We start from the raw sequence: 26,377 nt of genomic DNA, 5'->3' as shown, positions 1-26,377 counted from the left end.
TCCGCCTTCGTCCGCGCGGTCAAGGGAATCATCGACATCGTCACGTTCATCGTGACCCAGGGCGCCCAGATCGTGGACTTCGTCAACGCCGTCCTCGACGCCGTCATCGCCATCGCCAACGGGGGTTCGGCGGGCGTCCCGAAGATGGTCGAGGCCGCCCTGGCGGCAAGCGTCCCACTGCTGATCGGCTTCCTCGCCTCACTGCTCGGCATCGGCGGCCTCGCCAACAAGGTCAAGAGCGTCTTCCACGCCGTCGCCCGCCCCGTGAACAGGGCCATCGACAAAATCGTGGGCTTCATCGCCAAGAGGGGCAAAGATCTCTGGAACAAACTCAAGCGTGACAGGAAGGACAGAGAGAACGATGAGACTCCCAACAGCCGCAACGTGAAGAGAGAGGCTCGCCGACTCCTGGCAGGCCCCACTTCCTCCCCCATGTCTACCGAAAGCCATCTGGACCTAGCGATCAAGAAGACGATGGAAACCCTGCGCCCACAGGGACTCAAGTCACTCCGGAAAATAAAGGGAGAAGACTCCACTTCCTTCAAGGTAGTAGCACGCGCCAGTGCGCCCGTGACGGTCGCAGAGGGGACCATCAGAAGGCCCAATGATCCCCAGGACGAGAAATACGAGAAAGAAATAAGAAAACACCTTCACAAGCATGGCAAAGAATGGTCCGAGAGCGCACCGCACGACTGGTGGTGGGATAAGCAACTGGAGAATCCAAAAGTAGGGGAAAGTAAAATTTGGCCGTCGCGAGACGACGCTCTATCGGGTACAAATGCGGGCGGTATCGAATATTTGCGTAACGATCGGTCGGCATACGCCCACCCAAAACTTATCAAATACTTCAAAGATGCTCCTGGTACCAGGTCGGCCGACACCAAGACCTTCCGGGATTACGTGTTCACGAGCGAGGATCGAAATCCTGTACGCGAAGAATTTCTCAAGATAATCGGAAATGACGCAGCCGTAAATGTTGCCAAAAAAGGAAAAGAAGGAGTTGCAGCCTCAAGCGCAACTGATAAAATTAAGGCCAGCCTGACAGGCCAGATCAGCGAGATCGGGTTCGATCCGAGGCTTTCCCATTACGGGAAGTTTCACCCCTTCCTAAAAGACAGCGTGGAACCCGATCTGGTCGAGGCCGTAAAGAAGGCGGGTGGCATCATCTCCTTCTTGGAACAAATGCTTCTGGGAGAAGACGGAAAACGGAAGCCCGGCGATTCGAGCGAGAGATCAGTGCAAGGAATAACATGGCAGAAATTCAGCGACCTCTGGAACTCCGGCAGCGCAAACTCTGATTGGGTAAAGGGCAGGTTTCGCGATGCCATGCCCAACCGTCACGAATGGATCCCATCCGATCTCATCAGGGATGTCCTGCAACATGCAATATCTCTGCACGACGCGGATAAGGCTGCCGAAGGATTACGTTGGCTTCGACTCCATCATCTTTTGCGCTCACCAACCAACTTCGTCATCTGGAAGCGCCCCGAAGGGCCCTCCAGCCCGCCCGGAGGCCACGTGGGCACCTTCTACGAGAACGATGAGGACAAGTCAATCTTCACGAATGGTAGCGAAGACTTCCATAATCGACTTCGAGCGATCTTCCGGGAGAGCCAGGAGGCGGGTGCGCTTGCCTGCCTGGATAAAATCATTGAAGAGTTTGAGGATGGGCCACTCATCTGGTCGGGCAGCACTGCTGGTCTGCCGCCGGAAGTCGTCAGAGATCCAGTTGGAGTCCGCTACAGGATAGCACCGAGCCAATACGCTTCCTGGAGTGTCAGAAAGCTGGCCGAAGAGCAGGGCAAAAACTACCAGCAAATTCTCAAAGATTTCGAAAAAGTAAGAGATGAGATAGAAAAAATAACCTAGTGAGGATTCGCGAACATGGACCCTTCCGTAGCACAGGCGATCAGCCAAGAGACCGGGCAGCAGCAACCATTCTCGCTCGAATTGCTTCAGTCGGTTACCTACCTCCACGTCTCCTACGCCCGAACCCTGGAAGATCTATCGGCTTGCCAGAACCTGGAAATCCTTCAAATAATCGGCTGTGATCCTGTCGATCTCCGCCAGTTGGGCGAACTCCCAACGCTCGCCACAATCGTCGCACAATTCAGCAACCTCGAAAACCTTGCCGGGGTCGAGCACTTTCCCTCATTGAGGCGCCTCACCGCAGGAATGAACCGGATCGAGGATCTGAGCCCTCTCCTCTCGTGTCCAAAGCTGCGGCGTCTGGACGTCCGGGGGAACCCGTTGTCCGAAAACTCCTACCGGATTCTTGCGCCGCAGTTACAGGAAAAAGGGGTCCGGGTTTCTGTTTCCGGCGAGCTCGACTGGAAAATGACCCTCGAACTGCAACGCCGCGGTCTTCCGTACTGCTTCTACAAGGCACACGACGGGACCAGACTGTGCCGCCCCGGACTGGCGTTGACAGACATGCCCGACCTGAGTCATCCCATCGTGGCCCGCGAAGAACTGGCGAATCTACTTGATCAGAACCCGGACGAAGTACCCAAACTCTTCGACCGTATGGATCTGATGCCGACCACCCTCGGCCCCTGAGGGGACTTCGCGAGTTCGAGTAACTACGCGAAGCGCTCCCCGCAGCGGGCTGCAGAACACCGGTTCCGGGTCCTGGGAGAGATGGCCGCATGCAGGGGGACACGCACGCCGGACCCATCGGCCCACTACTCGTCGACGAGGTGGTCGAACTCCCCCGCCTTCACGCCCTTGATCCAGGCGTCCATCTCTACAGCTGGAAGAACATGGTTCCTGCATCAGGGTGGTTGCTGTTGCGCACGGCTATACGACCGTCTGGCAGGGGAGCGGCCTCCACACAGGCGCCTTGATCACCGCTGAAGGTGGACTTCCGCCACGCCAGAGCGTTCAACTCCCCGTACGAAAGGGTCTGTTCGTTCCCGTTCACTCGACTCCTTCGCGATTTCTCGCACCACCGCCACTGAGCTCTCCGGGCTCAGCGCAAGCGCTACGAGGTGCTCGAAGGCCACAGTATGCGCCTCGATCTCGTGGTCACGTTCGAGGTAGCAGGCACCCGCTCGATGTTCCACATACGCCACACCAGGATCGGCCGGCCACGGGAAGCCGAGGATCTGGAACGGGCCTGCCGCCATGCCCGGATGTGCTCCGTGCTCGTAGGGGAGTACCTGCACGGTGATCTTCGGATGGCGAATCATCTCGGCCAGGTGAAGGAGTTGGTCCCCCGTGATCGCCGGGCTGCCGACCACTCGGCGCAGCACCGCTTCGTTGAGCACGGTCCAGAGGCGTAGCGGGGTGGATTCCCGACTGAGTGCAGCCTGCCGCGCCTGGCGCAGGTCGACGAGACGTTCCACCTCGCCGTCTGCCCGCTCAGCAGTCCCGCGCCGAGCGACGGCATCGGTGTAGGCCGCGGTCTGAAGTGCGTGTATGGAGCTTCCTACTTCCGGCATCCGTCAATCGGTTACGTGCGTGACGGGCCTCGACAGACAGGTCAGAAGCTCGGGTCCAGGCAACGTCCCGCTCACGGAGCATCAGCCGATGGCCGACAGGTCTCTCTTCATCAAGACCAGGTCAACCGGAGGCCATCCGCTCCGATCGCGTAGGCCGCCGGTCCCTTCCTCGTGGCCACGCGATAGATCTCGTCCTGTGCCGCGTGGATTCGGCGCACCATTTCGGCAATCGGTAACTGCTGGTTGTCCAGGTAGAAGAGGAGTCCAGCCCCATCCACAAGCGGTTGCCGCTCGTGGGCGCGAGTCTTGATCCGACCGTCCTTGCACAGTGGATGCCACCCGTGTTCAAGGCCATACGCGATCCACGCCTCATCGGGGATGTCCTGGGCATCGTCCGGGAACTCCTCGGTAATCAAGTGGATGCGCCATCCGAGCTCAACCAGCCGAGTCGGCACTGTCTTGCCGAGGTTGCGGTCGAGCAGGAACTCAGGCTGATCGCGCGGCTCGGAGAACGGCCTCGACCTCGTCACGCGACATTCCGAACTCGTCGCCGACGACCTCCAACGGCTCGCCCGCTTGCCAGAGATCGACGATCGCGTCCACCTGAACCTTGTTGGACGCGACCACCGGCGCACCCCAACCGAACCGCGGGTCGATGATCACGGGGGCGACATCCGGATACTGCATCAGGCGCAGCCGCTGCGGGGTCCGCCCGTCGGCTTCCCACGTGATGTAGCGCAAGTAGTCCTCGATGACTTCGCGGATCGGCCGTTGCCCATCGCGAGCCCGTGCCAGATCGCCTGCGTGGTCCACGAAGATTTCGACGCCGTCGGTCGCGATCCTGCGTGTGGCCAACCCATAGGGTTCGCCGAACTCTCGCCGAACAGCTTCCGCTGCCTCGCGAATCTTGTGAAGGCTGAGTCCCAGGTCCCGAAGCGCGTGCAACACGTACGCCTCGACCACGGCGACGAACGGTACCGACGGCCCACCCCTCTTCTCGGCCTCGACAGCATGGACCAACGGCTCGCCGGCTGCCTTCTCGTGAAGCCAGCGGTACAACGTTCTCTCGTTGATTCGAAGATGCCGCGCGGTCTCCAGCGGCGTCATGATCGGGTCCCGGAACTTGTTCACCATCAGCGGCACCTCCCTCAGGCCCAGCGTTACACATTGAAGTGGCTCACCCCCAGACTCAAGCGGTTCAGGAACCGTACGTTTGGTCTGAATGCCGCCAGACAGCTTTCTCTGTCCAGTCACCCGAGGGGGTGAAGCCAGAGGCGGGACCAGCTATCAGGCGCCGCCCACCCGCATCGGCAGCGACTTCAGACCGTTGATGAAGTTCGACACCAGGCGCGCCGGTGAACCCGCAGATTCGAGCGATGGCGGAAGAAGGCGGCACGCCTCCTCGTACAGCGTGCGCAGTTGCAGGCGCGCGAAATGAGCGCCCAGGCAGACATGCGGGCCGTCGCCGAAGGAGACGTGGGGGTTCGGGGTGCGGGTGAGGTTGAGGGTGAACGGGGCGGGGAAGACGCGTTCGTCGTGGTTGGCGGAGGCGTGGAAGACGACCACCTTGTCGCCGGTGCGGATGCGGGTGCCGGCCAGCTCCGTGTCCTGGGTGGCCGTGCGGCGGAAGGTGAGGACCGGGGGGTGGCGGCGGAGGAGTTCGTCCACGGTCGTCGCGAACCCCACCTCGCCGTCGCGCAGGCGACGGTACGCCTCGGGGTTCTCCGCCAGGAGGTGCAGGCCGCCGGGGGCTGCGCTGCGTACGGTGTCGTTGCCGGCCACCACCAGCAGGAAGAAGAACATCTCCAGTTCGGGACCGGTCAGTTCGGGGTCCGTGGCGAGGGCGGTCATCACGTCGTCGGCGGGGTGCCGGCGCTTGTGGGCGGCCAGGGCGTGGGCGTAGTCGAACATGTCGCGCAGGGCGGATGGGGAACGGGGGTCGAGCGGTCGCCCGTCCGGGCCGAGTGCCGGCGTTCCGGACTCGTCGGGGTCCTGGTAGCCGATGACGCGTTGGGTCCAGTGGAGGAGGAGCGCACGGTCGGTGTCCGGTACGCCGAGCAGGTCGGTGAGGTTGAGGAGGGCGTAGTCGTCGGTGACCTGGGTGACGAGGTCGCAGGTGCCGTCGGCCGCCCGCGCCCCGGCCACCGCGCGGGTGAGCAGGAAGCGGGCGCGTTCACGGACGACCGTCCCGAAGCGGTCGATGCGCCTCGGGGTGAAGGCGCGGCTGACGAGTACGCGCAGGCGTCGGTGGTGCGGCGGGTCCTGGTTGAGCATCATCCGGCGGATGAACGGCAGGTCGGCGGGGTCCGGGTCGCGGATCTGGGTGGCGCCCAGGTACGAGGAGTACGTCGAGGAGTCCTTCAGGACCCGGACCACGTCCTCGTACCGGGTGACCGCCCAGAAGCCGGGGCCCGCCGGCCAGCCGAGGACCTCCGGCTCCTCCTGCCATGCCACGGGGTGGTGGTCGCGCAGGTGGCGATAGCGGTCGTGGGGGATGTCGCGCCCGTACTGCCTGGGGTCGAAGACGTCCAGTACGGGCCTTTCGGGGGCGGCGTGCGCGCTCATGTCTCCCCGTCCGCCCGCAGGAAGTCCTCCATCACGCGGATCAGGTCGAGCGGGGCCTCGTCCATCGCGTAGTGGCCGCACGACGGCAGCTCCACCAGTTCGGCCCGCGGGAACCAGCGCATCCAGGTGGCGCGCTGCAACTCTGCGGACAGCGCCGGGTCGAGTGCGCCCACCACGGCCAGGGCCGGCACGGGCGAACCCTCGATCTGGTCGTGGAAGTCCTCACCCGCCCAGGAGTCCAGCCAGGCCCGGAACGCCTTGACGTCGCTGCGTTCGACCGAGCGGCGCACCATGCGGTCCAGCCAGCCTGCCGGGCGCCGGCCTCCGGTGGTGGTGTCGAGGATGATCCGGCGGTTCTGCGGGGTGTGCGCCGCCTCGGCGAAGAGTTCCCACTGCTCCGGCGGGAGCGGAAGGCCGGACGCGGGGACCGGCGACACCCCCACGATTCTGCGCACCCGCTCCGGCGCGGCGGCCAGCGTCCGCTGGATGATCGAGCCGCCCATCGAGTGGCCGATCAGCGAGAACCGCTCCCAGCCCAGCCGGTCGGCCAGCGCGAGCACGTCCTTCGCCCCCTCGGCCGTGGTGTACGAACCGTCCGTATCCCGGGCCTCGCCGTATCCCCGCAGGTCCACCACCGCGTACTGGAACGAACCGAGGTCGAGATCCGGCAGCACAGGGGCGTACGCGGAGCGGTCGGCGAGCCAGCCGTGCACCGCGATGACCTTGTGCGGGCCGTCGCCGTGCAGTTCGTGGGGCAGAACAGGCAATGCGGTCACGCTGACTCCCGTCGCCGTACGGAGAGGAACCGGCCGATCACCGACCGGCCCCCGCCCACGGTGGCGCCAACTCCGGGCCGGCGCAAGGGCACCCGCACGGGACCGGGCGAGGTGTCCCGTCTCAGGACAGCAGCCCCAGATACGGGCCGAACTCCGACGCCAGGGTCAGCCGGCCCAGCTTCTGGTACTCGCGCTGGATCGCGTGGATCAGCGTCGGCATCGTCACCGGCTCGCCCGTGTCCGCCGCCAGGTACGCGGACGTCACCGCGATCGAGCGGATGTTGCCGCCCGCCAGCTCGAAGTTCTCCGCGCAGAAGGCGAGGTCCAGGTCCTTGCCCCGGGGGAGTACGGTGCCCAGGCAGCGCTCCCAGAGGACGAGGCGCTGTTCGGGGTCCGGGACCGGGAAGTCGATGACGAGGTCCAGGCGGCGGGTGAACGCGTCGTCCAGGTTGGCCCGCAGGTTGGTGGCGAGGATCGCCAGGCCGTCGAAGGACTCCATGCGCTGGAGGAGGTACGCGCTCTCGACGTTCGCGTAGCGGTCGTGGGCGTCCTTCACGTCGGAGCGTTTACCGAAGATCGCGTCGGCCTCGTCGAAGAGAAGGACGCCGTTCACACCTGCGGCTTCCGAAAAGATGCGTTCCAGGTTCTTCTCCGTCTCGCCCACGTACTTGTCGATCACCGTCGCCAGATCGACCGTGTAGAGGTCCAGGCCCAGGTCTGCGGCGATGACCTCCGCCGACATCGTCTTGCCGGTGCCCGAGTCGCCCGCGAAGAGGGCGGAGACGCCCCGCCCCCTGCCGCCGCCGGGGCGCATGCCCCACTCCCCCAGGACCCGGTCGCGATGTCTCGCGCGGGCCGTGAGTTCGCGGAGCTGGGCGTGGGTGTCCGGCGGGAGGACCAGGTCGTTCCAGGTGACGGTGGGTTCGATGCGGCGGGCCAGGCGGTCAAGGCCCGCCGCGTTCTGGGCGCGGGCGCCCTGGCGGACGTGGTCGGGGGTGAGGGTGCCGCCGTCCAGATGGGTGGTCTGGGCGGCACCCCGGGCGGCACGGGTGATCTGTTCCGGGGTGAGGAGGAACGGCGAGAGCAGCCGGTCCACGTCGATGGTCTCGGGGACGGGGGCGTCGTACGCGTCGGTCCAGAGGGCCGCCCTGGTCGACGGTTCCACGCGGGGTGCGTGCAGGAGCAGGGGTGGGGCGGCGGACCAGGCCGCGTCCCAGGGGGCCCGGCCCACCAGGATCGTGAGGACCGGGGTGCCGGTGAGCAGCCGGAGGAGTTCCGGGTGTTCGCGGCAGACCGCGTCGAGCGGGGCGCAGACCACGCCCGCGCCGGTCAGCCGGGCCTCCCGGACCAGGGAGCGGACCGCCTCGGCCGGGGACGGGTCCTCGGCGAGGCGCGCCAGGTCCAGGCCCAGGACCCGGTGGCCGGCCCGGGTCAGCGCGGAGGCCGCGAGGGCCGTGCCCGCACCGCCCTGGTCCTCACGGAGGTAGGCCAGCGAGGCGCCGTGGGCGAGGGCCCCGGAGAGCGGGGCCGGGTCGCCGACGCCCGGTACGGCGTGCCAGGGAGCGAGGACATCGGCCAGCCGCGGGTCGGGGGTGTCGTCGCCGAGCAGGTGTGCGGTGACCCGGTCGGGGACGCGCAGTGCCCTGGTCAGGAACGGACGGTCCAGGTCCTCGACCAGGAGCAGACGGCCCTCACGGAGCGGGGCACGGGCCGACAGCCGGCCGCGCGCCACCTGGTCGGCGGGGGACAGTCCGCACAGGCCCAGCGCCAGACCGATGGACGGGCGGCGGCGGGTCACGTCGTCGTTCAGGTAGCCGTAGAACGCCTCGAAGCGGTCGTCGAGATCCGGTACGAGCGTGATGAGGAGGATCTCGATGTCGAGGGCGCTGAGGCCGAATTCGCCTGCGAGGGACGTGAGTCTGGACTCTTCCGCCAGTACCTCTCCGGAGTCCGTAGCGGAAGGCGGTACGGGGTACGGGAAAGCGCGGGCCTCGTTCTCGTCCAGCAGGCGAGCGATGTTCTCGTCCGTGAGGTAGAGGCCGCGGAAGTCGTCGTCCGGGTCCGGATCGGTGAGCTGCCGGGCCTCGACCGCGCGCCGGATGCGCTGCTCCACCGCCACCGCGCGGGCGAGGAGATGGCGCAGGTTCGGATCGCCCACGGTGGTCATTTCACCCGCGGTGGTCATTCGGCACTGTCCTCCGTACGAGCCTTCCCGGTCTCTGAACGAGCCTTCCCGGTCTCCGTACGAGCCTTCCGGGTCTCCGTGATGCGGAGGGACAGACCGCGTCGTCGTTCCGGGTCGGGGGCGCGGGAGGCGGCATCCCCGCCCGGCCGTCCCGGCCGGCCGCCGTACACCGGGAGGCCCCCGCGGCCCGGCATCGTTTCCGATTCGGGCTCGGTCCCCTCGGGTACGTCCCCGAAGCGGGTCTGCAGCCCCTCGTCCCCGACCGGCGGCCCGACCACGTAGCTCGGCGACGCCGTCACCGGCACGCTGACGACCAGGTCGAGCGAGGGTTTCAACTCGCCTCCCAGCGCGCTCCATACGTCGGCGAACGAGCGGTCCTCCGGCGGCGGCAGCGCGATCGACATCGGTACGGGCGCCCCGATCTCGGCCAGGGTGCCCGCCAGCCGCTCCTGGGGCAGTGCCTCGTAACACAGCAGACAGCCGAGCAGCGAGGAGAGCAGCCGGTGCTCGTCCTCCGGGCGCTTCGTCCACGCCGTGATCAGGTACGACAGCTTGAAGAACCGGGGCGGGCGGCGGCGCGCGATGATCGTGCCCCGCTCGTCGTAGTCGTTGTGGAGACCCCGCTCGCGCCTGCGCATGTCCTCGCGGATGTCGTAGAGATACAGGTTGACCATGGGCGCGTTGACCTTCGCCGCCCATTCCCGGGTCGGGGCGTCGAAGACCACCGCGATCTGGCCGCCTTCGAGTACCTCCGCCCTGATCAGCGCCCGCAGTACGTCGTCGACCTCGTGGATCACCCGATCACTCCCGTGTGGTCACCGGCGCTCATGCGCGGCCCGCGAAGTCCGGTGGCTGGAGATTCCGCTGCACCACCAGGACCGGTTTCTTCAGCCGGTCGAGATCCCGCGAGTCCGCCCGCAGCTCTCGCGGCCCCAGCTTGTCCTTGCGCAGGACCAGGACCTGCACCTCGAATGTGCCGTCGCGGCCCACCGTGGCAGTCGTTCCGCCGGGGGTGATGCCGATGTTCCACGTGAAACGTACCGTCGCGCCCGGCGGGTAGTCCTTGCCGCGGGCCAGCACCGGCTGGCCCGGCTTGGCGACCTGCGGGGTGACGGTCAGCGACGGCTTCAGGACGCGCAGCCGGTCGGTGTCCTGGTTGTTGGCCTTGCGGCGGTCCGGCAGGGTGCCGCGCACGGTGGCCCGTACGTTCCCGGTGATCGCCGCGCGGTATGTCGCGGTCTGGGTCACCTCGATGCGGCCGCCGGCCGGGATGGTGCACGGTTTCGCCGCTGTGCAGCGGGTCAGGGCGGGCAGGCTGCGGTCCTTCCCCTTGGACGGTTTGGGCCAGGTGGAGCCGATGACCACGCCGGTCGCCGGGTCCGGACCGGCATTGGTGATGACGAAGCGCGCACGGGCCGGGCGGCCGGTGTACGTACGGTCCGGGCTGACGTCGACCTTCATCGCCACATCCGCCGAGGGCGGGACGGGGGCCTCCAGGACCTCGATCTCCGCCGTGTCCGTCCCCGTATTGCCCGCCGAGTCGGTCGCCGAGCAGGTCACCGTGGTGCGGCCGACCGGGAAGAGCGAACCGGAGGCAGGGGTGCAGGTCACCGGGAGCGTGCCGTCGGTGGCGTCCTGGGCGGTGGCGGCGTACGTCACGCGCGCGCCCTTCTTGTCCTTGGCCCGGACGGTCAGATCGTCCACGGTGACGACGGGCGCGTCGATGTCGTTCACATCGATGCTGATCTGTTCCTGGAAGTCCGGGTCGGCCGCCGCGGCCGGCCCGATCGTGTCCGTACCCGGTGCCTGGGTGCCCATCAGGAACTGGACGGTGCAGGTCAGCCGGGTGCCCTGGGGGGCGTCCGCCGAGACGTCGATGTTCTCCGCGAAGTGCGCTGTGTCCCCGCTGGTGACCTGCTGGGTGGCTGGATCGAGGCTGACGGACAGATGCGGATCGCAGTTGTCCAGGCGGTAACTCACATTGGTGGGAAGGTTGCTGAACCCCTCGATGATGGCGTCCACGACGTCATTGCTCTCGATGCCTTCGATCATCCGGCCGTTGGTGGCGGTCGTCAGTCGCAGGGCCTGGTCCGGATCATGTTTCTTGTCGTCGGGGTACGTGGGCGTCTGGCCGTTTCCGTTGAGGCCGTCGCCCTTGTCACTGGTCAGACCGACCGCGATCAGCCGCACCCCCGCGTCCTGAAGGGCGAACTCGGCGTCGCTGAACGTCGTCCGGTAGTTGCTGGGGTCATGACTGGACGCGTCACCGACCAGCACGACGACGGGGCTGGAGTCAGGGCGGAACACGGTCTTCCCGTCACCGCCGTTGGCCAGCTTCCACAGGGCGTAGATCCAGTCCTCGGGCGGGCCGATGCTGTAGTCGCCCATGTCGGCCTTGAGCTGGTCGACGCCCGTCTGCACCTCGCCCAGGTCGTAAGTCAGCCCTTGCAGCACCTTGAAGCCCGCGTCGGGGTCCACCTGCTGGTCGCCGAAGGTGGCCACGGCGAAACGCGAATCGGGCTGCTCGTCGCGGATCGCCTTCGTGATCTCGGGGATCCGCTCCCTCACCCGCCGGATGGGGTCTTTCATGCTGCCCGTGCCGTCCACCAGCAGGATCACGTCCGGCCTCGGCGGGATGGCGGGCGTACGGACCTGCTTGTCCACGCCCGTGGAACCGCCCGGGTCGACCGCGTCGGTGAACTCGGCCGGAGTGACCCAGGGTTCGGGCACCGCCACCGACGGCGCCCCGGAGGTGACGGCCGAACCGGGGGCGATACCGGTGGCCACGAGAAGCAGCGCGAGGGCCGGGACACGGAGCGCGGTGAGAGTGCGGCGCGCGGCGGACGGCCGGGCCCGGGTCCATCCGTCCCGCCGCGACCACGGCACCCGCCGAAGCGGCTGGAACCAGCGCACGGAAGTCCTCCCCCACCCTCGGCCGATCGGCATACCGGACGTCAGGGTCCTGCACCGGCGGCGGACGCACAGCGGTGCGGGAGTCACACCCCCGGGAAGGCCCCGCTGCCCGAAAGGGCAGCGGGGGTCTACCGAAGTGCCGCGCGGGCCGGCTCAGATCAGCCCCTGCCGCATCGCGTACGCCACCGCGTGCGACCGGTTCCGCAACTGCAATCGGGTCATCACCGAATGCAGCACGTTCTTTATGGTGCGCTCGGAATAGGCCAGCTTCGTCGCGATGTCCGCGGTGTCGTACCCTTCCGCGACCAGCCTCAGCACATCCACCTCACGCGCCGCGAGACCGGTGAAGTGCAGCCCACGGGGGCCGAGCACCTGCCCCTGAAGGCGACCCACCTCCTCAAGGAGCCGGCCCAGCAGGTCGGACGGGAGATGGCCCTCGCCCCGCGCCACCGTCCTGATGACCTGCACCAGATGCTCCGGAGTCGATTCGGAGCGCCTGACCACACCGGCGACACCGCACTCCGCGGCGCTCACCAGCTTCTGCTCGTCGATGTCCGTCGTGACCAGGACGGTACGTGAGGTGCTGGTGCGCTGGATGTGGCGCAGCATCGTCAACACCGCCTCGTCGACCGCGTCCACGACGACGATCACGATCTGAGGAGAGGCGTCGCCCTCTCCCCAGTCCATCACGCTGACCTCGGGCCGGGTACGTAACTGACTGGCCACGCCCGCTTGCGAGATCGGATCCTGGGCCCGTAATGCGACAGTGATGCGCTCCATGGCAATGCTCCCCCTGGGCAACAGCCGATGGCGTCACGTCGATCACAACCAGCACGGCTGTTTTCGTATGCCTCACTCGTCTGAGGCGGTCAAAAGATGCCCGTGTTTCCTTACAGGGAAACAAAAAAGCCGATCCGGGCACAGAATCTGCCCGGAAGTGTTCCTTCACGGCCGATGTCGACCTTCAACGGCGAACCTACGGTGCGCCCTATGAGTCTCACGGCAAGCCTCGACGATTCGTCCGTCACCGCCGCACCGGGCGAGGAGACGGCCCTTCCCCTGCGGATCCTCAACTCCGGCAGCACTGTCGAGGAGTACCGCTTCGAGGTGGTCGGCGCGTGCGCCGCCTGGTCGACGGTCGAGCCGGCGACGCTTTCCCTGTATCCGGGCGACTCCCAGACCGTCTCCCTCGTACTGCGTCCGCCCCGGGACTCGACCGTGCTCGCGGGGGAGACGCCCTTCGGAATACGGGTGGTGCCCACCAGTGAGCAGGGCGACACGGTGGTGCCCGAAGGGCGGGTGACCGTACTCCCCTTCACCGAGACGACCGCCGAACTGGTACCGCGCAGCTCGCACGGCGCCTGGCGCGGCAGGCATCAACTCGCCGTCGACAACCGGGGGAACGCCCCAGTCACGGTACGGCTGGGAGCCCAGTCGGGCACGGAACGGGCACGGGTCTCGTTCGCGGCGGACGCTCTGGAGATCGCGCCCGGACGGGCGGAGTTCGGGAAGGTGCGGATCCGGCCGGCCAAGCGCGTGTGGCGCGGCATCCCGGTCACGCATCCCTTCCAGGTGGTCGCCACCCCGGACGTCGCCGAGGACCAGGCCCCGGTCGCCCCGGTGGTCGTGGACGGCTCGTACCAGCAGGAGCCGATCCTGCCGCGCTGGCTCCCCCGGGCGCTGATCACCGCGGCCGTCCTGCTGATCGCGCTGGTGGGGCTCTGGTACGCGCTGCTGCGCCCGGCCGTGAAGTCGGCGGCCCGGGAGGCGATCACACCGGACGCGGTACGGTCCGCCGCCGCGGCCGAGAAGAGCAAGGCGCCCGAGAAGGGGTCATCGGCCGGCGCGTCGTCGGGCGGGGGCAACTCGTCCGGGGCGAACGGCGGCTCGCCGAAACCCAGCCCCTCACCGAGCCCCGACGCGTCCTCCGACGCCTCGGCCGCGGCCCCGACCAGTGCGCAGGTGCAGGTCAGGGACTCGGTGGGCGGCGGGTCGAATACGTCGACGGCGCTGCAGGTGCCCAGCGGGCACACGTTCCAGCTGACCGACATCGTGGTCCAGAACCCGCAGGGCGACGCGGGAACGCTCGTGGTCTCCTCGGGCCGGGACGCGCCCGTGCTCCGGCTGGCGCTGGAGAACTTCCGCGACTCCGACTACCACTTCGTCACGCCGATCCTGGTGCCCGCCGGGGGCAAGGTGACGATGACCGTGGACTGCCGGAAGGTCGGCAAGCCGGTGAACGCTCCGACGCCTTCGCGGTGCTCGGAGTCACTGTTCCTCGGCGGCACGATGAAGACGGACACGGCGGACTGACACGCCGGGCCGGCACGGCGGGCTGACACGCCGGGCTGACACGCCGGGCTGACATGCCGGGCGGCGCCTCGGCGGACCGCCCGCGAGGCGCCGCCCGCCGGAGGCCCGTCACGCCGGAGGCGCCGACCGCCGGAAGCCCGTCACTCGGGCGGGGCCCCGTCACTCGGGCGGAGCCTCTTCCTCCTCCTCGGCGCCCTCCTTCGCGCGCTGCACGAAGGAGCCCTGCACATCGGCCGGTTGCTCGTCCTCGTCCTCCGTCGCGGCCCGCTGCACAGCGGCCGCCCCAGCCGCCGGAGCCGGAGACGGAGACGGAGACGGGTTCTTAGCCGGGGCCGGGTCCGACAGCACCCGGTCGGCGTTCGCGACGGCCTCCCGCTCGAACCGGTCGGAGGGGTCGCTCACCCGGATACCGCCCGGCGCCTCCGTACCCTCCACCGGACCGTTGCGTTGCTGGATCACATGGGTCAGCTCATGGGCCAGCGTGGTGCGGCCCTGCGGCGAGGACGGGTCGTAGGCGTCCCGCTGGAAGACCACGTTGTTGCCGACCGTGTACGCGTGGGCGCCCACGCCCTTCGCGGACTCGTGGGCGGCGGAGTCCGTGTGGATGCGTACGTCGGAGAAGTCCGCCCCCATCCGCCCCTCCAGATCGGCGCGGGTGTCCGTGTCCAGGGGCTGCCCTCCGCCCGACGAAACCACATCGTGCACAGGAGAGCGCTCTTCCTCCTTCTTGCGCTGGAGCATCGACCCCACGGCGCTGTTGCCGACCGCCCGCTGGAGCACGCCCATGCCGCCGGCCCCGACCACATCGGCCCGCCCGGCGGCCGCCGCCCGGTAGAGGTGCGGGGTATCCGCCGGCGCCCGGCCCTCGGACGCCCTCGACGCGTGCGCGGGCTCGTCGTGCTCGTGCTCAGGCCCGTGTCCGTGATCCCGCTCGTGGTCGTCCCATTCCTGTGCGTGCATCGTCATCTCCCCTGCCCGCGCCCCGGTCGAAGGCGCGTCGTGATGGCCCCACCACTCCACCTTCACGACGCCCCACTGCCCAGTCCAGCCCGGATCCCGCCGGCCGGGGGCAGCCGGCCCTGCCCCTTCGGGCACCCCGTCCGTCCGTACGGCAAACGGCTGCACCGGCGGACAGTGGAGTGGCCGGGCCACACCGCCGTCGGGATGATCGATGGCATGACCAAGAGCAACAAGGACCAGGGCATCACCCTGCGGATCGCCCAGGAGCCGAAGGCGGACGAGCTCCTCGCACGCAGCCCGCTCGCCGCGCTGGTGGGCATGCTGCTGGACCAGCAGGTGCCGATGGAATGGGCCTTCTCCGGCCCGTACTCCCTGGCTCAGCGGATGGGCGGAGACGATCTGGACGCCCATGAGATCGCCGTCTACGCCCCGGAGGCGTTCACCGAACTCTTCACCGCGAAGCCCGCCCTGCACCGCTATCCCGGCTCCATGGCCAAACGGGTCCAGCAGTTGTGCCAGTACCTGGTGGCGGAGTACGACGGTGACGCGAGCGCGGTGTGGACCGATGTCTCCGACGGGGCCGAGCTGCGGAAACGGCTGAACGCGCTGCCCGGGTTCGGCACCCAGAAGGCACAGATCTTCCTGGCGCTGCTGGGCAAGCAGTTCGGGGTCCGGCCGACGGGCTGGCGAGAGGCGGCGGGGCCGTACGGCGAAACCGGCTCGCACCGTTCGGTCGCCGACATCACGGGCCCGGAATCGCTCGCCGAGGTCCGCGCGTACAAGCAGCACGCGAAGCAGGCGGCCAAGGCGGCCAAGCGCGCCGCCGAGCAGTAACCCTGGCCCGCCGAGCAGTAACGCCCCTGGCCCGCCGAGCAGCAGCGGCCCGGCCCGCGGCGGTCCCCGCCTACCGCCGGCGGCGGGCCGTACCGAAGATCGACCGCGAGATCTCCCGGCCCAGCTGCGTCCCGAGGGACCGGGCCAGCGACCGGAACATCCCGCTCCCCACCACCTGCTCGACCAGCGAGGCATCCTCCTTGGCCGCCTTCCCGGCCCCGCGCGCCCCCTCGCCGCGAACCGCCTCCTCCACCGCCGCCCGGTCCGCGGCCTCCGCCTCGGCGGCCCGCCGCTTCGCCTCCTGATCGGCGCTCAGCTTCTCGTACGCCGACTCCCGGTCCACGGCCTCGGCGTAACTCCCGTACAGCGACGAACCCTTCACCGCCGCATCCAGCTCCGCCGCCGGAAGCGGACCCATCAGCGACTGCGGCGCCCGCAGCCGGGTCGCGGCGACCGGCGTGGGCGCACCGTTCTCGCTCAGCACCGTGATCACGGCCTCGCCGGTGCCCAGTCGGGTCAGCAACTCCTCCAGGTCGTACGGCGAGTTCGGGAACGTCCTCACCGTCGACCGCAGCGCCTTCGCGTCGTCCGGGGTGAAGGCCCGCAGCGCGTGCTGCACCCGGTTCCCGAGCTGCGCCAGCACCTCCGCGGGCACATCGCGCGGCGTCTGCGTGACGAAGAAGATGCCCACGCCCTTGGAGCGGATCAGCCGCACGGTCTGGGTGATCGATTCCAGGAACGCCTTCGAGGCCCCGTTGAAGAGCAGATGCGCCTCGTCGAAGAAGAAGACCAGCTTCGGCCGTTCGAGGTCGCCGACCTCCGGCAGATCGTGGAAGAGGTCGGCGAGCAGCCACATCAGGAAGGTGGAGAAGAGCTGGGGCTTGTCCTGCAGCGCCGCCAGTTCCAGTACGGAGACGAGCCCGCGCCCGTCCGGCGCCTGCCGCAGCAACTCGGCCGTGTCGAACTCCGGTTCACCGAAGAAGTCACCCGCACCCTGCTGCTCGAAGGCGGTGACCGACCGCAGGATGACTCCCGCGGTCGCCGTGGAAAGACCGCCGATCTCCTTGAGTTCGGCCTTTCCGGTGTCCGATACGAGAAACGCGACCACGGCCCGCAGATCCTTGAGATCCACCAACTCCAGGCCCTTGGCGTCGGCGTAATGGAAGATCAGGCCGAGCGACTGTTCCTGCGTCTGGTTGAGCTGGAGCACCTTGGACAGGAGTACGGGGCCGAAGCTGGTGACCGTCGCGCGCAGCGGGATACCGGGGCCGATGCCGCCGAGCGCGTAGAACTCGCACGGGAAGCCCTTGGCCTCCCACGCCTGTCCCACCTGCCCGGCCCGCCCGGTGACCCGGTGACCCGGCGCGCCGGGGGCGGCGATGCCCGAGACATCGCCCTTGATGTCGGCGAGGAAGACGGGGACACCGTTGGCCGAGAGCTGCTCGGCGATCAGTTGGAGCGTCTTGGTCTTTCCGGTTCCGGTGGCGCCCGCGACGAGTCCGTGCCGGTTGAGCATCGCCAGCGGAATCCGGATCTGCGCGTCCGGCAGGCAGGTGCCGTCCCAGAACAACGCGCCCAGATCGAGGGCGGCCCCGGAAACGTCGTACCCGGCGGCGATCTCCCGCGCCGGCTCCGGCAGAGCACCGCCGCCCGCGCCTCCGCCCGTGCTGTCGCTGCCACTCAAGCCGGCGCTCAAGCTGGCGCTCGGACTGTCGCTCGGGCTGTCACTCATTGGGGCCCCTATTCCGAAATGCCCACTTTTGTGGCGTTCTTGTCAGCATCGCAGTCTGGCCCCATGGCTGCGCCCGGAGGCTCTTGCCCGGTAGGCTTTCCGTGTGATCTTCAAGCGCATCGGAAATGGGCGGCCTTATCCCGACCACGGCCGGGAAAGCACCCGGCAGTGGGCGGATGTCGCGCCGCGCCCGGTCCGCCTCGATCAGCTGGTGACCACCAAGGGCAACCTGGACCTCGAAACCCTCCTCGCGGAGGACTCGACGTTCTACGGTGACCTGTTCGCGCACGTCGTGAAGTGGCAGGGCGACCTCTATCTGGAGGACGGACTGCACCGCGCGGTCCGCGCCGCGCTTCAGCAGCGCCAGGTACTGCACGCCCGCGTGCTCGAACTCGGCTGACCGAAGCGGGATCCGTCCACGGACCCGCAGGACCGGCGGAACTGACGGGACTAGCTGGACTGACCGGACCCGCGACGCCCGCGGGACCTTCGGGCAGACCCGGGCGAATCCGGGCTGCTCGGGGCTGCTCCGGGTTCTTTCGGGTGCTTTCGCACTCGGACGGGTGCGATCCATTGATCATTTAGTAGGCATCATCACCGGGCCGCACTACGCTGCGCCCATGAGCATGCTCACTCCCCCCGGCATGGGCGGAAAGTACCGCATCACGGGCGACAAGTACCCGCGGATGCGCCGCCCCCGGCGTCGCGGCAAACTGATCCTCGCTGCCACCGCTTCCGTGGTCGCCCTCGGGCTGGCCGGATGGGGCACGATGCAGCTCATCGACGTCTTCACCGGCGGCGACCGGAAGGCCAGCGCCGCCGACCACAAGACGGACTGCCCCACCGCCAAGCCGTCCGCGTCTGCGAAGGTGCTGCCGAAGCCCGCGAAAATCACCGTCAACGTCTACAACGCGACGCCCCGCAGCGGTCTCGCCAAGAAGGCGGCCGACGAGCTGAAGAAGCGCGGCTTCACCATCGGCAAGGTGGGAAACGCCCCGGCCGCGTACGACAAGAAGGTCCCCGGTCCAGGGGTACTGCTGGGCGCCCCTTCGGCCACGAACGGCTCGTTCGCGGTCCTCGGTACCCAGTTGCAGGGCGCGACTCCGAAGACCGACGCCCGCCGGACCGCGGACGTCGATCTGATTCTCGGTACGAAGTTCAAGACGTTCAACACGCCCCGGTCGGCGGCCGCGGCCCTCGCCGCCCTGACGAAGCCGGCCCCCGCACCGTCGTCCTGCTGACGGCTGCCGGAGCCCCCGGCAGCCGTACACGCAAGGCCCTGTCTAGTCGACCGTGCCGTACATCCGGTCGCCCGCGTCGCCGAGGCCCGGGACGATGTAGCCGTTCTCGTTGAGCCGCTCGTCGACCGAGGCGGTGACCACGGTCACCGGCGTACCGGCCAGCTCGCGCTCCATCACCTCGACGCCCTCGGGCGCCGCGAGCAGCACGACCGCGGTGACATCGTCCGCACCGCGCTTGATCAGTTCCTTGATGGCCGCGACCAGCGTGCCGCCGGTGGCCAGCATCGGGTCCAGGACGTACACCTGGCGGCCCGAGAGGTCCTCCGGCATCCGGGTGGCGTACGTCTCCGCCTTGAGCGTCTCCTCATTGCGGATCATGCCCAGGAAGCCCACCTCGGCGGTCGGCAGCAGCCGCACCATGCCGTCGAGCATGCCGAGGCCGGCCCGCAGGATCGGCACGACCAGCGGCCGCGGGTGCGACAGCTTCACGCCGGTCGTCGGTGTGACCGGGGTCTCGATGTCGACCTGTTCGGTGCGCACATCCCGGGTGGCCTCGTAGGCGAGCAGGGTGACCAGCTCGTCGGCGAGCCGCCGGAAAGTCGGGGAGTCGGTGCGCCTGTCGCGCAGGGTGGTGAGTTTGTGCGCGACCAGTGGGTGGTCGACGACGTGGATCCGCATGGACTCAACAGTAACCGTGCCTACCGCACCCGTGCGCTGGCATCAGCCGTATGTTCGGGGGGAAGGTGGGGGGACACGGACCCAGCCTTGGGGTGATGAGTCGATGCCGGACGGGGAAATACGGAAGCGGGACCAGCCGGACGCGCCGGCCCCGGGGGACGCACGGGTCCAGCAGGACCCGGAGGAGACCGACGCGGCACGCCGTAGGCGGCGCGCCCAGTTCCTGCGCGAGCTTCACGAGGCGAAGGCGCTCCGCGACCGGGTACAGCCCCGCCGCGCCAGGGCGGCCCGGATGCGCCAGGCCATGCGTATGCGCACCTTCCGCTGGTAGCCCGTCGGCTGTCCGGCGTCCCCCTGGTGGCGGCGTCCAGGAGAACTGATGGCCGACGCAACGGCCGAACTCCTCTCGCGAAGCACTTGTTTCTGCCACGATTCCGATGGGCGGGACACAGGACAGCCGGGCCACCGGCTGCCCTCCCGCCGGACCGACACCCCTATGACCAGTGGGAGAGTCACGGTGTACTTCGCCGCACTGCTCGCGCGCACCGAAGACGGGTGGGAAGCGAGCGACACGGAGCTCGACGATGTGGAGACCCTGTCCGACCTGACGGATCTGGCCCGAGAGGCCTCGGTGGACGAGGACACGGTGCTCGTCTTCATCGAACAGGAGGACGCCTGGTTCGGCGTCGTCCGGGTGGACGGTGAGGACGACCCCCGAATCTTCATCTCGGACGCCACCGCCGCCGCCCGTTCCTCGTACGGGGAGATCCTGCTCACCGACGAACTGCTCGGCCGCGAACCCGGGGCCGAGGACACGATTGCCGCCCTCGAAGAGCTCGTCGGCCTCGACGGTACGGAGGACGGCGACCCGGACACCAGCCCCGACAACGACCACACCAACGACGACGATGACGACGGCCTCGACGCCGACGCCGTACCGGCGGGCCCGCTCGGCGACACCCGGGTCCTGGCCGACCTCGGGCTCCCCGAGGCCGAGCTGCTGATGCTGCGCACGGACGCCCTGACGGAGATCGCGGACGCGCTGGGCGCGGCCGAGGTCCTGGAGACCGTCCGTTAGGGTCCGCGGGTGAGCGAACCACCACACCCGCAAGGACCACCGGAACCACCAGCACCACACGACCCCGTGAGAGACCCGTGGCGGGCGCACATGCGCCGCGCCCTGGCCGAGGCCGATCTGGCGGCGCGGGCCGGCGATGTGCCGGTCGGCGCCGTCGTGCTCGGCCCGGACGGCGCCCTGCTCGCCACGGGCCACAACGAACGCGAGGCCATCGGCGACCCGACCGCACACGCCGAGGTCCTCGCCGTCCGCCGGGCCGCGGCGGCCCTCGGCCGGTGGCGGCTCTCCGGCTGCACCCTGGTGGTCACCCTGGAGCCCTGCACGATGTGCGCGGGCGCACTGGTGCAGTCCCGCGTGGACCGGGTGGTCTACGGCGCCCGCGACGAGAAGGCGGGCGCGGCGGGCTCCCTCTGGGACGTCGTACGCGACCGCCGCCTCAACCACCGCCCGGAGGTCATCCAGGGCGTCCTGGAACAGGAGTGCGCAAGCGTCCTGACGGCCTTCTTCCGCACCCCCTGAGAACCGATTTCTGTCCACGGCCCGGGATGGTCTAAGCTCTCTCTCGGTAGCGTGTCCGAGCGGCCGAAGGAGCTCGCCTCGAAAGCGAGTGTGGGGAGACTCACCGAGGGTTCAAATCCCTCCGCTACCGCTCCTATGAAGGGCCCGGCGCATCGCGTCGGGCCCTTCGAGTTTCCGTACCGAACGCAGCACCTCGCCGGGGCAACGGTGCTGGAATGCCCCCATGGCCGCCGAACCGCACCCCCCTGGTCACGACAACTTCTTCGACACCGACTCCCTGGACACCGACCTCCTCGTCATCGGCGGAGGCCCGGCCGGCTGCGCCGCAGCCCGTACGGCCGCGAGCGTGGGCATGCGCTCGATCCTGATCGAGCCGGACGCCCTGTGCCGCAACCTGTACCGGATCCCGGCCCTGAACAATGTCCTCGGCGGCCACACGGACGGCACCGCACTGGCCACCGCCATCACCACGGAACTGCACGGCACCGAACTCTGCCGCATCGAACTCGGCAGGTACGCAGCCGAGCTGCGCGCCTCCGACGACCGGGCCACCGTCACCCTCGACAACGGACGCCACCTGGCCGCGCCCTACGCGGTCGTCGCCACCGGACTCGGCCCCCTCCAGCCCCGGAACACCCCTTGGATCACTTCCCCCTCGCCCCTCCCTCTGCCACCCCTCTGGCGAGCCGAAGCCGAAGAAACGGAGGGACGTACCCTCCTCGTTCTCGGCGGCGACCGCCCGATCGGCACGTTCCTACGCGCTCACCCGGACACCGACACGCGCCTGCTGGTGGCATACCCGGCGAGCGACGACTACAAGGTCGAGGAGATCCGCGACGACCCACGCGTCACACTGCTCCCCGTCGACCACTTGACCCTGCACCCGCCGAACACCACGTCGGCAACAGCGGAAGTCCTGGACCGCCACGGCGAACGGCGGACGGTGAGAGCCGACGCCACATTCCTCAGCATCGGCAGCGCCCCGACGGCCCCACCCGGCGACCTCGTCCGCACCCCCTCCGGCTACTGCCCACCCACCTCCCAGCACCCCCGCATCATCGTGGCCGGCGACCTCCGTTCCCCCCGCTTCCAACGCATCATGACCGCCCTGGGCTCCGGCAGCGAGGCCGCCCTGCGGGCCTACTACGCCACCCGGGACCTACCGACCGGGGATGCGCCATGAACTACGCTCGCGTGGTGGATGTAACTGAATGTGGACTGTTGCTTGTTGGAAGCACGGACATGCAGCCACCCACCTACGTCCCGGATGAGCAATCGGTGGCGAGAGTGTCCCACCTGCCGGAATCTCAAGAACTAAGCCGAAACGGGCTCCGCCCGGCATAAACCGGCAGGTCAGCAACAGTGCTCCCCGCGCGTGCGGGGATGGTCCCTCGGTGCCGGTCACGGTGGTGCTCCTTCCGGGGTGCTCCCCGCGCGTGCGGGGGTGGTCCCATCACCAAGGGCCGCAAGGCGGTCGGGGCGCTGTGGTCCCCGCGCGTGCGGGGTGGTCCCAGGTCCACAGACGTGGCCTGATCGCCGGTCAGGTGGTCCCCGCGCGTGCGGGGGTGGTCCCGGGGTGCCCTTGCGCAGCTCGGCCGCTGCGAGGTGGTCCCCGCGCGTGCGGGGGTGGTCCCGGCAAGAAGGGCGCAATTGTCGCCGCCGGCTCGTGGTCCCCGCGCGTGCGGGGCCAGGCCCGCAAAGACGTCGAGGCCGAGCCTCGGGGCGGAGCGGTCCGCAGGCGCCGCGCATACGGTTGTGGCCCCGGCGCGACGGTCGTCGTGCCGGGGCCACAGTCACCCAAGCTCAGGTCGGGGGAAGCGGCGTCGGGGGACAAGCCGCTTCCCCCGGTGAGAACGGGGGCCTCAAGCCCTCGCCGCGGTCAGGGGGTGGTTCGCGGTGAGAGCCCCACAGTGAGGGCCCGTTCCTCGCCCCTCGGATTCCTGCCTCATCCGCTGGGCGCACGTCCATCCTGCTCCCTGGTGGGGGCCGTGCGCGTGGACAAAGGGCCTCGATCGCCGGGCCCTTGGTCCCTAAAGGCCATGTGAGTGCTCGGAAGCCTCCGAGGGGTGCGGCCATTCGTGCGGATAGAATCGCCCGACTGCGCAGGGGATCGAAACAGGGGATCGAAGGGGAGGCAGGGGCTGATGGTGCAAGCGAAGAAGATAGCTCTCTACGTGGTAGTCGTCTTCGTGCTGTACACGATCATCACCTCCCCGGCCCGGGCGGCTGATCTCGTCCAGGTAGGGTTCGAGGGCGTTTCGAGTGCCGCACAGGGCGTCGGCGACTTCATGTCCGAGCTCGTGAAGTAGGAGTACACCGTGATCCGCCATCTGGTCCTGTTCAAGCTGAACGACGGCGTCGAGCGGGACGACCCGCGGGTCGTCGCCGGGGTGAAGGCCTTCCAGGAACTGGAGGGGCAGGTCCCCGAGCTCGCGTTCTGGGAGTGTGCCTGGAACATCACCGACCGGCCGATCGCGTACGACTTCGCCATCAACTCCGCGGTCGCCGACCAGGACGCCCTGAAGCGGTACATCGAGCACCCCGCCCATCAGGCCGCCGCCGGGCAGTGGCGCGAGTTCGCCACCTGGGTGATCGCCGACTACCCGTTCTGATCCGGCCGATCCAGCCGATCCGGCCGATCCGGCGTCCGTTCCGACCCGGACGGCCCACGAGCCCCTCACCATCGCGGTGAGGGGCTTTTTTTAGTGTTTAAACCAGGTTGACCCCAACACGACGCTATACGGTGCTTGCACACAGTGGACATGTCTTGTGATGCTATGACCGCTTTTGACGGATGAGTTGACCGAAGTTGACCGCAAAGGGGTGGCCTCATCGTGCCGGCCAGTACAGCGCCTCAAGTGCCTCCCCAGTCCGTCCAGACCGAGGCGCCCGACAGTACGACGACGCCCGCCAGGACCCGGGGCGCGGACACCAGGGCGCTCACCCAGGTGCTCTTCGGGCAGCTCAAGAACCTGGAGCCGGGGACCCCGGAGCACAGCCGGGTGCGGGCGGCCCTCATCGAGGCGAACCTCCCGCTGGTGCGGTACGCCGCGGCGCGGTTCCGCAGCCGGAACGAGCCGATGGAGGACGTCGTCCAGGTCGGCACGATCGGCCTGATCAACGCCATCGACCGGTTCGACCCCGAACGCGGCGTCCAGTTCCCGACGTTCGCGATGCCGACCGTCGTCGGCGAGATCAAGCGGTACTTCCGGGACAACGTACGGACCGTGCACGTCCCCCGGCGGCTTCACGAGCTGTGGGTGCAGGTCACCGGCGCCACCGAGGACCTGACGACCGCTCACGGCCGCTCACCCACCACCGCGGAGATCGCCGAGCGGCTGAAGATCTCCGAGGACGAGGTGCTCGCCTGCATCGAGGCCGGGCGCTCCTACCACGCGACCTCGCTGGAGGCCGCCCAGGAGGGCGACGGGCTGCCCGGGCTGCTGGACCGCCTCGGCTACGAGGACCCGGCGCTCGCCGGGGTCGAGCACCGTGACCTCGTACGGCATCTGCTCGTACAGCTGCCCGAGCGCGAGCAGCGCATCCTCCTGCTGCGCTACTACAGCAATCTGACGCAGTCCCAGATCAGTGCCGAACTGGGGGTCTCCCAGATGCATGTGTCAAGACTGTTGGCCCGAAGCTTTGCCCGACTTCGATCCGCAAACAGGATCGAGGCCTAACCGGATCGGGTAGAGCGCTCGAAGTCCGGTTCGCGCGACCCAAATGCCTCGCACCCCCTGTTAACTGCGCAGACGTCACAAAGACTTGTCGACATGTCACTACAGCGTGTTGCCGACATGTGACATTCTGCGGGAACCGCGTTTGCCGTGGCCTCGCCTCCGGTATTCAGGTGGAGGCTGCGTTCCTCCGATGGTCGCGGCTCAACGCGACCGTCCGCGACCTCAAGGGGGTGGCATGTCCGCAGAACAGGGCAGCTCGAAGGTGCTCACGCTCACGAAGAGCGAACCCGCACCTGTTGTGCTCACCAGCTCGTCGGAAGCCATCGACACCCGCACTCTGTCCCGCTCCCTGTTCCTGCGGCTCGCCGCGCTGGGGCCAGCACCAGGCCCCGAAGGAACGGACAGCCCGGAGCGTGCCTACGTACGGGACACACTCATCGAGCTCAACCTCCCGCTGGTGCGCTACGCCGCGGCGCGGTTCCGCAGCCGCAACGAGCCGATGGAGGACATCGTCCAGGTCGGCACGATCGGCCTGATCAAGGCGATCGACCGGTTCGACTGCGAACGCGGCGTGGAATTCCCGACGTTCGCGATGCCGACCGTCGTCGGGGAGATCAAGCGGTTCTTCCGCGACACCTCGTGGTCGGTGCGCGTCCCGCGCCGACTCCAGGAGCTGCGGCTCGCGCTGACCAAGACCAGTGACGAGCTCGCGCAGAAGCTCGACCGCTCGCCGACCGTGCCCGAGCTGGCCAAGGCGCTCGGGGTCTCCGAGGAGGACGTGGTCGACGGACTCGCCGTCGGCAACGCGTACACCGCCTCCTCGCTGGACTCGCCCTCACCCGAGGAAGACGGCGGCGAGGGCTCCCTCGCGGACCGGCTCGGCTACGAGGACTCGGCGCTGGAAGGCGTCGAGTACCGCGAATCGCTCAAGCCGCTGCTGGCCAAGCTCCCGCCGCGCGAGCGCCAGATCATCATGCTGCGGTTCTTCGCCAACATGACCCAGTCCCAGATCGGTGAGGAGGTCGGCATCTCGCAGATGCATGTCTCGCGCCTGCTGACCCGTACGCTCGCCCAGCTCAGGGAAGGACTCATCGCCGACTGACCGCCGTGGACTCCCGTACCGGAGCACAAGGGTTCCGATTTGACGGACCGTCAGCCACACTGGCGCGATGCGACGTCAGATGCTCGACCCGAACGGCCGCCGGGGCACCGTGATCGCCGCCTCGGCGGCCGTGCTGTGTCTGGGCGGCGTGCTGGCCGCCTGCGGCGGTGGAACGGCGGACAAGGGCTACGTGGCGCTCGGCGCGGCGGGAACCGATTCCGGGAGAACGCCGACGGGGGCAGTCGCACCGTCGGGGAAGGTGACGCTGGTCCCGCTGGACCGGGACGGCAAGGGCCGCGCGCCCGGCAGGAACCGGGACGGCGGTGGCGGTGGCGGTGGCCGTGTGGGACAAAGGGAG

Annotated in this window: 26 protein-coding genes, 1 tRNA gene and 2 pseudogenes; 16 read left to right on the top strand and 13 right to left on the bottom strand. The window is 68.5% G+C overall.

What is annotated here, in order from left to right; all coding sequences use genetic code 11:
• Both ABZY11_RS29220 and ABZY11_RS29215 read left to right on the top strand, forming a co-directional pair.
• Nucleotides 1–1,869, top strand: a pseudogene (locus tag ABZY11_RS29220) (hypothetical protein); the annotation flags it as partial.
• A 15-nt stretch (nucleotides 1,870–1,884) separates the two neighbouring features.
• Nucleotides 1,885–2,559, top strand: coding sequence for a leucine-rich repeat domain-containing protein (locus ABZY11_RS29215; RefSeq protein ID WP_356482004.1), 675 nt, complete (start codon nucleotides 1,885–1,887; stop codon nucleotides 2,557–2,559).
• Nucleotides 2,560–2,746: 187 nt separating this feature from the next.
• Here ABZY11_RS29215 and ABZY11_RS29210 read toward each other — a convergent pair whose 3' ends face one another.
• The 10 genes from ABZY11_RS29210 to ABZY11_RS29165 all read right to left on the bottom strand — a co-directional run bounded on the left by ABZY11_RS29210 (nucleotide 2,747) and on the right by ABZY11_RS29165 (nucleotide 12,662).
• Nucleotides 2,747–2,833: a hypothetical protein gene (locus tag ABZY11_RS29210; RefSeq protein WP_356482008.1), complete on the bottom strand. Its 87-nt coding sequence runs from the start codon at nucleotides 2,831–2,833 to the stop codon at nucleotides 2,747–2,749.
• 13 nt (nucleotides 2,834–2,846) lie between these two features.
• Nucleotides 2,847–3,443, bottom strand: a complete 597-nt coding sequence (locus ABZY11_RS29205; RefSeq protein WP_356482003.1) for a DUF5753 domain-containing protein — start codon at nucleotides 3,441–3,443, stop codon at nucleotides 2,847–2,849.
• A gap of 110 nt (nucleotides 3,444–3,553) precedes the next feature.
• Nucleotides 3,554–3,973 carry a toxin-antitoxin system, toxin component, PIN family protein gene (locus tag ABZY11_RS29200; protein WP_356482002.1) on the bottom strand — a complete coding sequence of 140 codons (420 nt, stop codon included), beginning with the start codon at nucleotides 3,971–3,973 and terminating at the stop codon, nucleotides 3,554–3,556.
• Complete coding sequence (locus tag ABZY11_RS29195; protein ID WP_356482001.1) at nucleotides 3,930–4,577, bottom strand: DUF433 domain-containing protein; 648 nt, start codon at nucleotides 4,575–4,577, stop codon at nucleotides 3,930–3,932. The genes ABZY11_RS29200 and ABZY11_RS29195 overlap by 44 nt, the downstream gene beginning before the upstream one ends.
• A 153-nt stretch (nucleotides 4,578–4,730) precedes the next feature.
• Nucleotides 4,731–6,008, bottom strand: a complete 1,278-nt coding sequence (locus tag ABZY11_RS29190) for a cytochrome P450 (protein ID WP_356482000.1) — start codon at nucleotides 6,006–6,008, stop codon at nucleotides 4,731–4,733.
• Nucleotides 6,005–6,784 (bottom strand): alpha/beta hydrolase, encoded by a 780-nt coding sequence (locus tag ABZY11_RS29185; protein WP_356481999.1) that lies wholly within the window; start codon nucleotides 6,782–6,784, stop codon nucleotides 6,005–6,007. The genes ABZY11_RS29190 and ABZY11_RS29185 overlap by 4 nt, the downstream gene beginning before the upstream one ends.
• 121 nt (nucleotides 6,785–6,905) lie before the next feature.
• Nucleotides 6,906–8,951, bottom strand: coding sequence for an ATP-binding protein (locus ABZY11_RS29180; RefSeq protein ID WP_356482007.1), 2,046 nt, complete (start codon nucleotides 8,949–8,951; stop codon nucleotides 6,906–6,908).
• A 14-nt stretch (nucleotides 8,952–8,965) separates the two neighbouring features.
• Complete coding sequence (locus ABZY11_RS29175; protein WP_356481998.1) at nucleotides 8,966–9,766, bottom strand: DUF4255 domain-containing protein; 801 nt, start codon at nucleotides 9,764–9,766, stop codon at nucleotides 8,966–8,968.
• 28 nt (nucleotides 9,767–9,794) lie between these two features.
• A complete protein-coding gene (locus tag ABZY11_RS29170; RefSeq protein WP_356481997.1) occupies nucleotides 9,795–11,882 on the bottom strand; it encodes an HYR domain-containing protein in 2,088 nt (695 codons plus the stop codon).
• A 153-nt stretch (nucleotides 11,883–12,035) separates the two neighbouring features.
• Nucleotides 12,036–12,662 carry a response regulator transcription factor gene (locus ABZY11_RS29165; RefSeq protein WP_356481996.1) on the bottom strand — a complete coding sequence of 209 codons (627 nt, stop codon included), beginning with the start codon at nucleotides 12,660–12,662 and terminating at the stop codon, nucleotides 12,036–12,038.
• Nucleotides 12,663–12,872: 210 nt separating this feature from the next.
• Here ABZY11_RS29165 and ABZY11_RS29160 point away from each other — a divergent pair, with 210 nt between their 5' ends.
• Nucleotides 12,873–14,195, top strand: a complete 1,323-nt coding sequence (locus ABZY11_RS29160; RefSeq protein ID WP_356481995.1) for a hypothetical protein — start codon at nucleotides 12,873–12,875, stop codon at nucleotides 14,193–14,195.
• 159 nt (nucleotides 14,196–14,354) lie between these two features.
• On the opposite strand, the gene ABZY11_RS29155 is transcribed toward ABZY11_RS29160, so the two are convergent.
• Nucleotides 14,355–15,161, bottom strand: a complete 807-nt coding sequence (locus ABZY11_RS29155) for a DUF4157 domain-containing protein (protein ID WP_356481994.1) — start codon at nucleotides 15,159–15,161, stop codon at nucleotides 14,355–14,357.
• Between the two features lie 210 nt (nucleotides 15,162–15,371).
• Here ABZY11_RS29155 and ABZY11_RS29150 point away from each other — a divergent pair, with 210 nt between their 5' ends.
• Entirely contained in the window at nucleotides 15,372–15,989 is a 618-nt protein-coding gene (locus ABZY11_RS29150) for an HhH-GPD-type base excision DNA repair protein (protein ID WP_356481993.1), read from the top strand.
• Between the two features lie 70 nt (nucleotides 15,990–16,059).
• On the opposite strand, the gene ABZY11_RS29145 is transcribed toward ABZY11_RS29150, so the two are convergent.
• Nucleotides 16,060–17,721 (bottom strand): helicase HerA-like domain-containing protein, encoded by a 1,662-nt coding sequence (locus ABZY11_RS29145; protein ID WP_356481992.1) that lies wholly within the window; start codon nucleotides 17,719–17,721, stop codon nucleotides 16,060–16,062.
• Nucleotides 17,722–17,824: 103 nt separating this feature from the next.
• On the opposite strand from ABZY11_RS29145, the gene ABZY11_RS29140 reads away from it, so the two are divergent.
• Nucleotides 17,825–18,121 carry a type II toxin-antitoxin system VapB family antitoxin gene (locus ABZY11_RS29140; RefSeq protein ID WP_072488263.1) on the top strand — a complete coding sequence of 99 codons (297 nt, stop codon included), beginning with the start codon at nucleotides 17,825–17,827 and terminating at the stop codon, nucleotides 18,119–18,121.
• A 244-nt stretch (nucleotides 18,122–18,365) separates the two neighbouring features.
• Nucleotides 18,366–18,962, top strand: a complete 597-nt coding sequence (locus ABZY11_RS29135) for a LytR C-terminal domain-containing protein (protein WP_356482006.1) — start codon at nucleotides 18,366–18,368, stop codon at nucleotides 18,960–18,962.
• 42 nt (nucleotides 18,963–19,004) lie between these two features.
• On the opposite strand, the gene upp is transcribed toward ABZY11_RS29135, so the two are convergent.
• The gene (gene upp, locus ABZY11_RS29130; RefSeq protein ID WP_356481991.1) at nucleotides 19,005–19,640 is read right to left on the bottom strand and encodes a uracil phosphoribosyltransferase; all 636 of its coding nucleotides are present in this window, start codon (nucleotides 19,638–19,640) and stop codon (nucleotides 19,005–19,007) included.
• A gap of 103 nt (nucleotides 19,641–19,743) precedes the next feature.
• Between upp and ABZY11_RS29125 the strand changes: the two genes are divergently transcribed.
• The 10 genes and pseudogenes from ABZY11_RS29125 to ABZY11_RS29080 all read left to right on the top strand — a co-directional run.
• Nucleotides 19,744–19,971: a hypothetical protein gene (locus ABZY11_RS29125; protein WP_356481990.1), complete on the top strand. Its 228-nt coding sequence runs from the start codon at nucleotides 19,744–19,746 to the stop codon at nucleotides 19,969–19,971.
• A gap of 186 nt (nucleotides 19,972–20,157) precedes the next feature.
• A complete protein-coding gene (locus ABZY11_RS29120) occupies nucleotides 20,158–20,718 on the top strand; it encodes a hypothetical protein (RefSeq protein ID WP_356482005.1) in 561 nt (186 codons plus the stop codon).
• Between the two features lie 90 nt (nucleotides 20,719–20,808).
• Nucleotides 20,809–21,237: a tRNA adenosine(34) deaminase TadA gene (gene tadA, locus ABZY11_RS29115; RefSeq protein ID WP_356481989.1), complete on the top strand. Its 429-nt coding sequence runs from the start codon at nucleotides 20,809–20,811 to the stop codon at nucleotides 21,235–21,237.
• 45 nt (nucleotides 21,238–21,282) lie between these two features.
• Nucleotides 21,283–21,367, top strand: a tRNA-Ser gene (locus ABZY11_RS29110).
• A gap of 93 nt (nucleotides 21,368–21,460) precedes the next feature.
• Nucleotides 21,461–22,420 carry an FAD-dependent oxidoreductase gene (locus tag ABZY11_RS29105; RefSeq protein ID WP_356481988.1) on the top strand — a complete coding sequence of 320 codons (960 nt, stop codon included), beginning with the start codon at nucleotides 21,461–21,463 and terminating at the stop codon, nucleotides 22,418–22,420.
• A 961-nt stretch (nucleotides 22,421–23,381) separates the two neighbouring features.
• Complete coding sequence (locus ABZY11_RS29100; RefSeq protein WP_356481987.1) at nucleotides 23,382–23,546, top strand: hypothetical protein; 165 nt, start codon at nucleotides 23,382–23,384, stop codon at nucleotides 23,544–23,546.
• Nucleotides 23,547–23,555: 9 nt separating this feature from the next.
• Nucleotides 23,556–23,849 carry a Dabb family protein gene (locus ABZY11_RS29095; protein WP_356481986.1) on the top strand — a complete coding sequence of 98 codons (294 nt, stop codon included), beginning with the start codon at nucleotides 23,556–23,558 and terminating at the stop codon, nucleotides 23,847–23,849.
• A gap of 222 nt (nucleotides 23,850–24,071) precedes the next feature.
• The gene (locus tag ABZY11_RS29090) at nucleotides 24,072–24,917 is read left to right on the top strand and encodes an RNA polymerase sigma factor SigF (RefSeq protein WP_356481985.1); all 846 of its coding nucleotides are present in this window, start codon (nucleotides 24,072–24,074) and stop codon (nucleotides 24,915–24,917) included.
• Between the two features lie 235 nt (nucleotides 24,918–25,152).
• Nucleotides 25,153–26,019, top strand: coding sequence for an RNA polymerase sigma factor SigF (locus ABZY11_RS29085; protein ID WP_356481984.1), 867 nt, complete (start codon nucleotides 25,153–25,155; stop codon nucleotides 26,017–26,019).
• A 67-nt stretch (nucleotides 26,020–26,086) separates the two neighbouring features.
• Nucleotides 26,087–26,377 (top strand): annotated as a pseudogene (locus ABZY11_RS29080) (hypothetical protein); the annotation flags it as partial.

It is taken from the genome of Streptomyces sp. NPDC006510 (assembly GCF_040611955.1).
Taxonomy (GTDB): Bacteria; Actinomycetota; Actinomycetes; order Streptomycetales; family Streptomycetaceae; genus Streptomyces.
Note: the sequence above shows the minus strand (reverse complement) of the source record. Positions and strands in the feature narration are given on the sequence as shown.

Excerpts from the sequence above, each read along its gene's own strand:
- ABZY11_RS29215 (WP_356482004.1), top strand. The coding sequence starts at position 1,885 with ATGGACCCTTCCGTAGCACAGGCGATCAGCCAAGAGACCGGGCAGCAG.
- ABZY11_RS29205 (WP_356482003.1), bottom strand. The coding sequence starts at position 3,443 with ATGCCGGAAGTAGGAAGCTCCATACACGCACTTCAGACCGCGGCCTAC.
- ABZY11_RS29195 (WP_356482001.1), bottom strand. The coding sequence starts at position 4,577 with ATGGTGAACAAGTTCCGGGACCCGATCATGACGCCGCTGGAGACCGCG.
- ABZY11_RS29190 (WP_356482000.1), bottom strand. The coding sequence starts at position 6,008 with ATGAGCGCGCACGCCGCCCCCGAAAGGCCCGTACTGGACGTCTTCGAC.
- ABZY11_RS29180 (WP_356482007.1), bottom strand. The coding sequence starts at position 8,951 with ATGACCACCGTGGGCGATCCGAACCTGCGCCATCTCCTCGCCCGCGCG.
- ABZY11_RS29165 (WP_356481996.1), bottom strand. The coding sequence starts at position 12,662 with ATGGAGCGCATCACTGTCGCATTACGGGCCCAGGATCCGATCTCGCAA.
- ABZY11_RS29160 (WP_356481995.1), top strand. The coding sequence starts at position 12,873 with ATGAGTCTCACGGCAAGCCTCGACGATTCGTCCGTCACCGCCGCACCG.
- ABZY11_RS29155 (WP_356481994.1), bottom strand. The coding sequence starts at position 15,161 with ATGACGATGCACGCACAGGAATGGGACGACCACGAGCGGGATCACGGA.
- ABZY11_RS29150 (WP_356481993.1), top strand. The coding sequence starts at position 15,372 with ATGACCAAGAGCAACAAGGACCAGGGCATCACCCTGCGGATCGCCCAG.
- ABZY11_RS29145 (WP_356481992.1), bottom strand. The coding sequence starts at position 17,721 with ATGAGTGACAGCCCGAGCGACAGTCCGAGCGCCAGCTTGAGCGCCGGC.
- ABZY11_RS29135 (WP_356482006.1), top strand. The coding sequence starts at position 18,366 with ATGGGCGGAAAGTACCGCATCACGGGCGACAAGTACCCGCGGATGCGC.
- upp (WP_356481991.1), bottom strand. The coding sequence starts at position 19,640 with ATGCGGATCCACGTCGTCGACCACCCACTGGTCGCGCACAAACTCACC.
- ABZY11_RS29125 (WP_356481990.1), top strand. The coding sequence starts at position 19,744 with ATGCCGGACGGGGAAATACGGAAGCGGGACCAGCCGGACGCGCCGGCC.
- tadA (WP_356481989.1), top strand. The coding sequence starts at position 20,809 with ATGCGCCGCGCCCTGGCCGAGGCCGATCTGGCGGCGCGGGCCGGCGAT.
- ABZY11_RS29105 (WP_356481988.1), top strand. The coding sequence starts at position 21,461 with ATGGCCGCCGAACCGCACCCCCCTGGTCACGACAACTTCTTCGACACC.
- ABZY11_RS29100 (WP_356481987.1), top strand. The coding sequence starts at position 23,382 with ATGGTGCAAGCGAAGAAGATAGCTCTCTACGTGGTAGTCGTCTTCGTG.
- ABZY11_RS29085 (WP_356481984.1), top strand. The coding sequence starts at position 25,153 with ATGTCCGCAGAACAGGGCAGCTCGAAGGTGCTCACGCTCACGAAGAGC.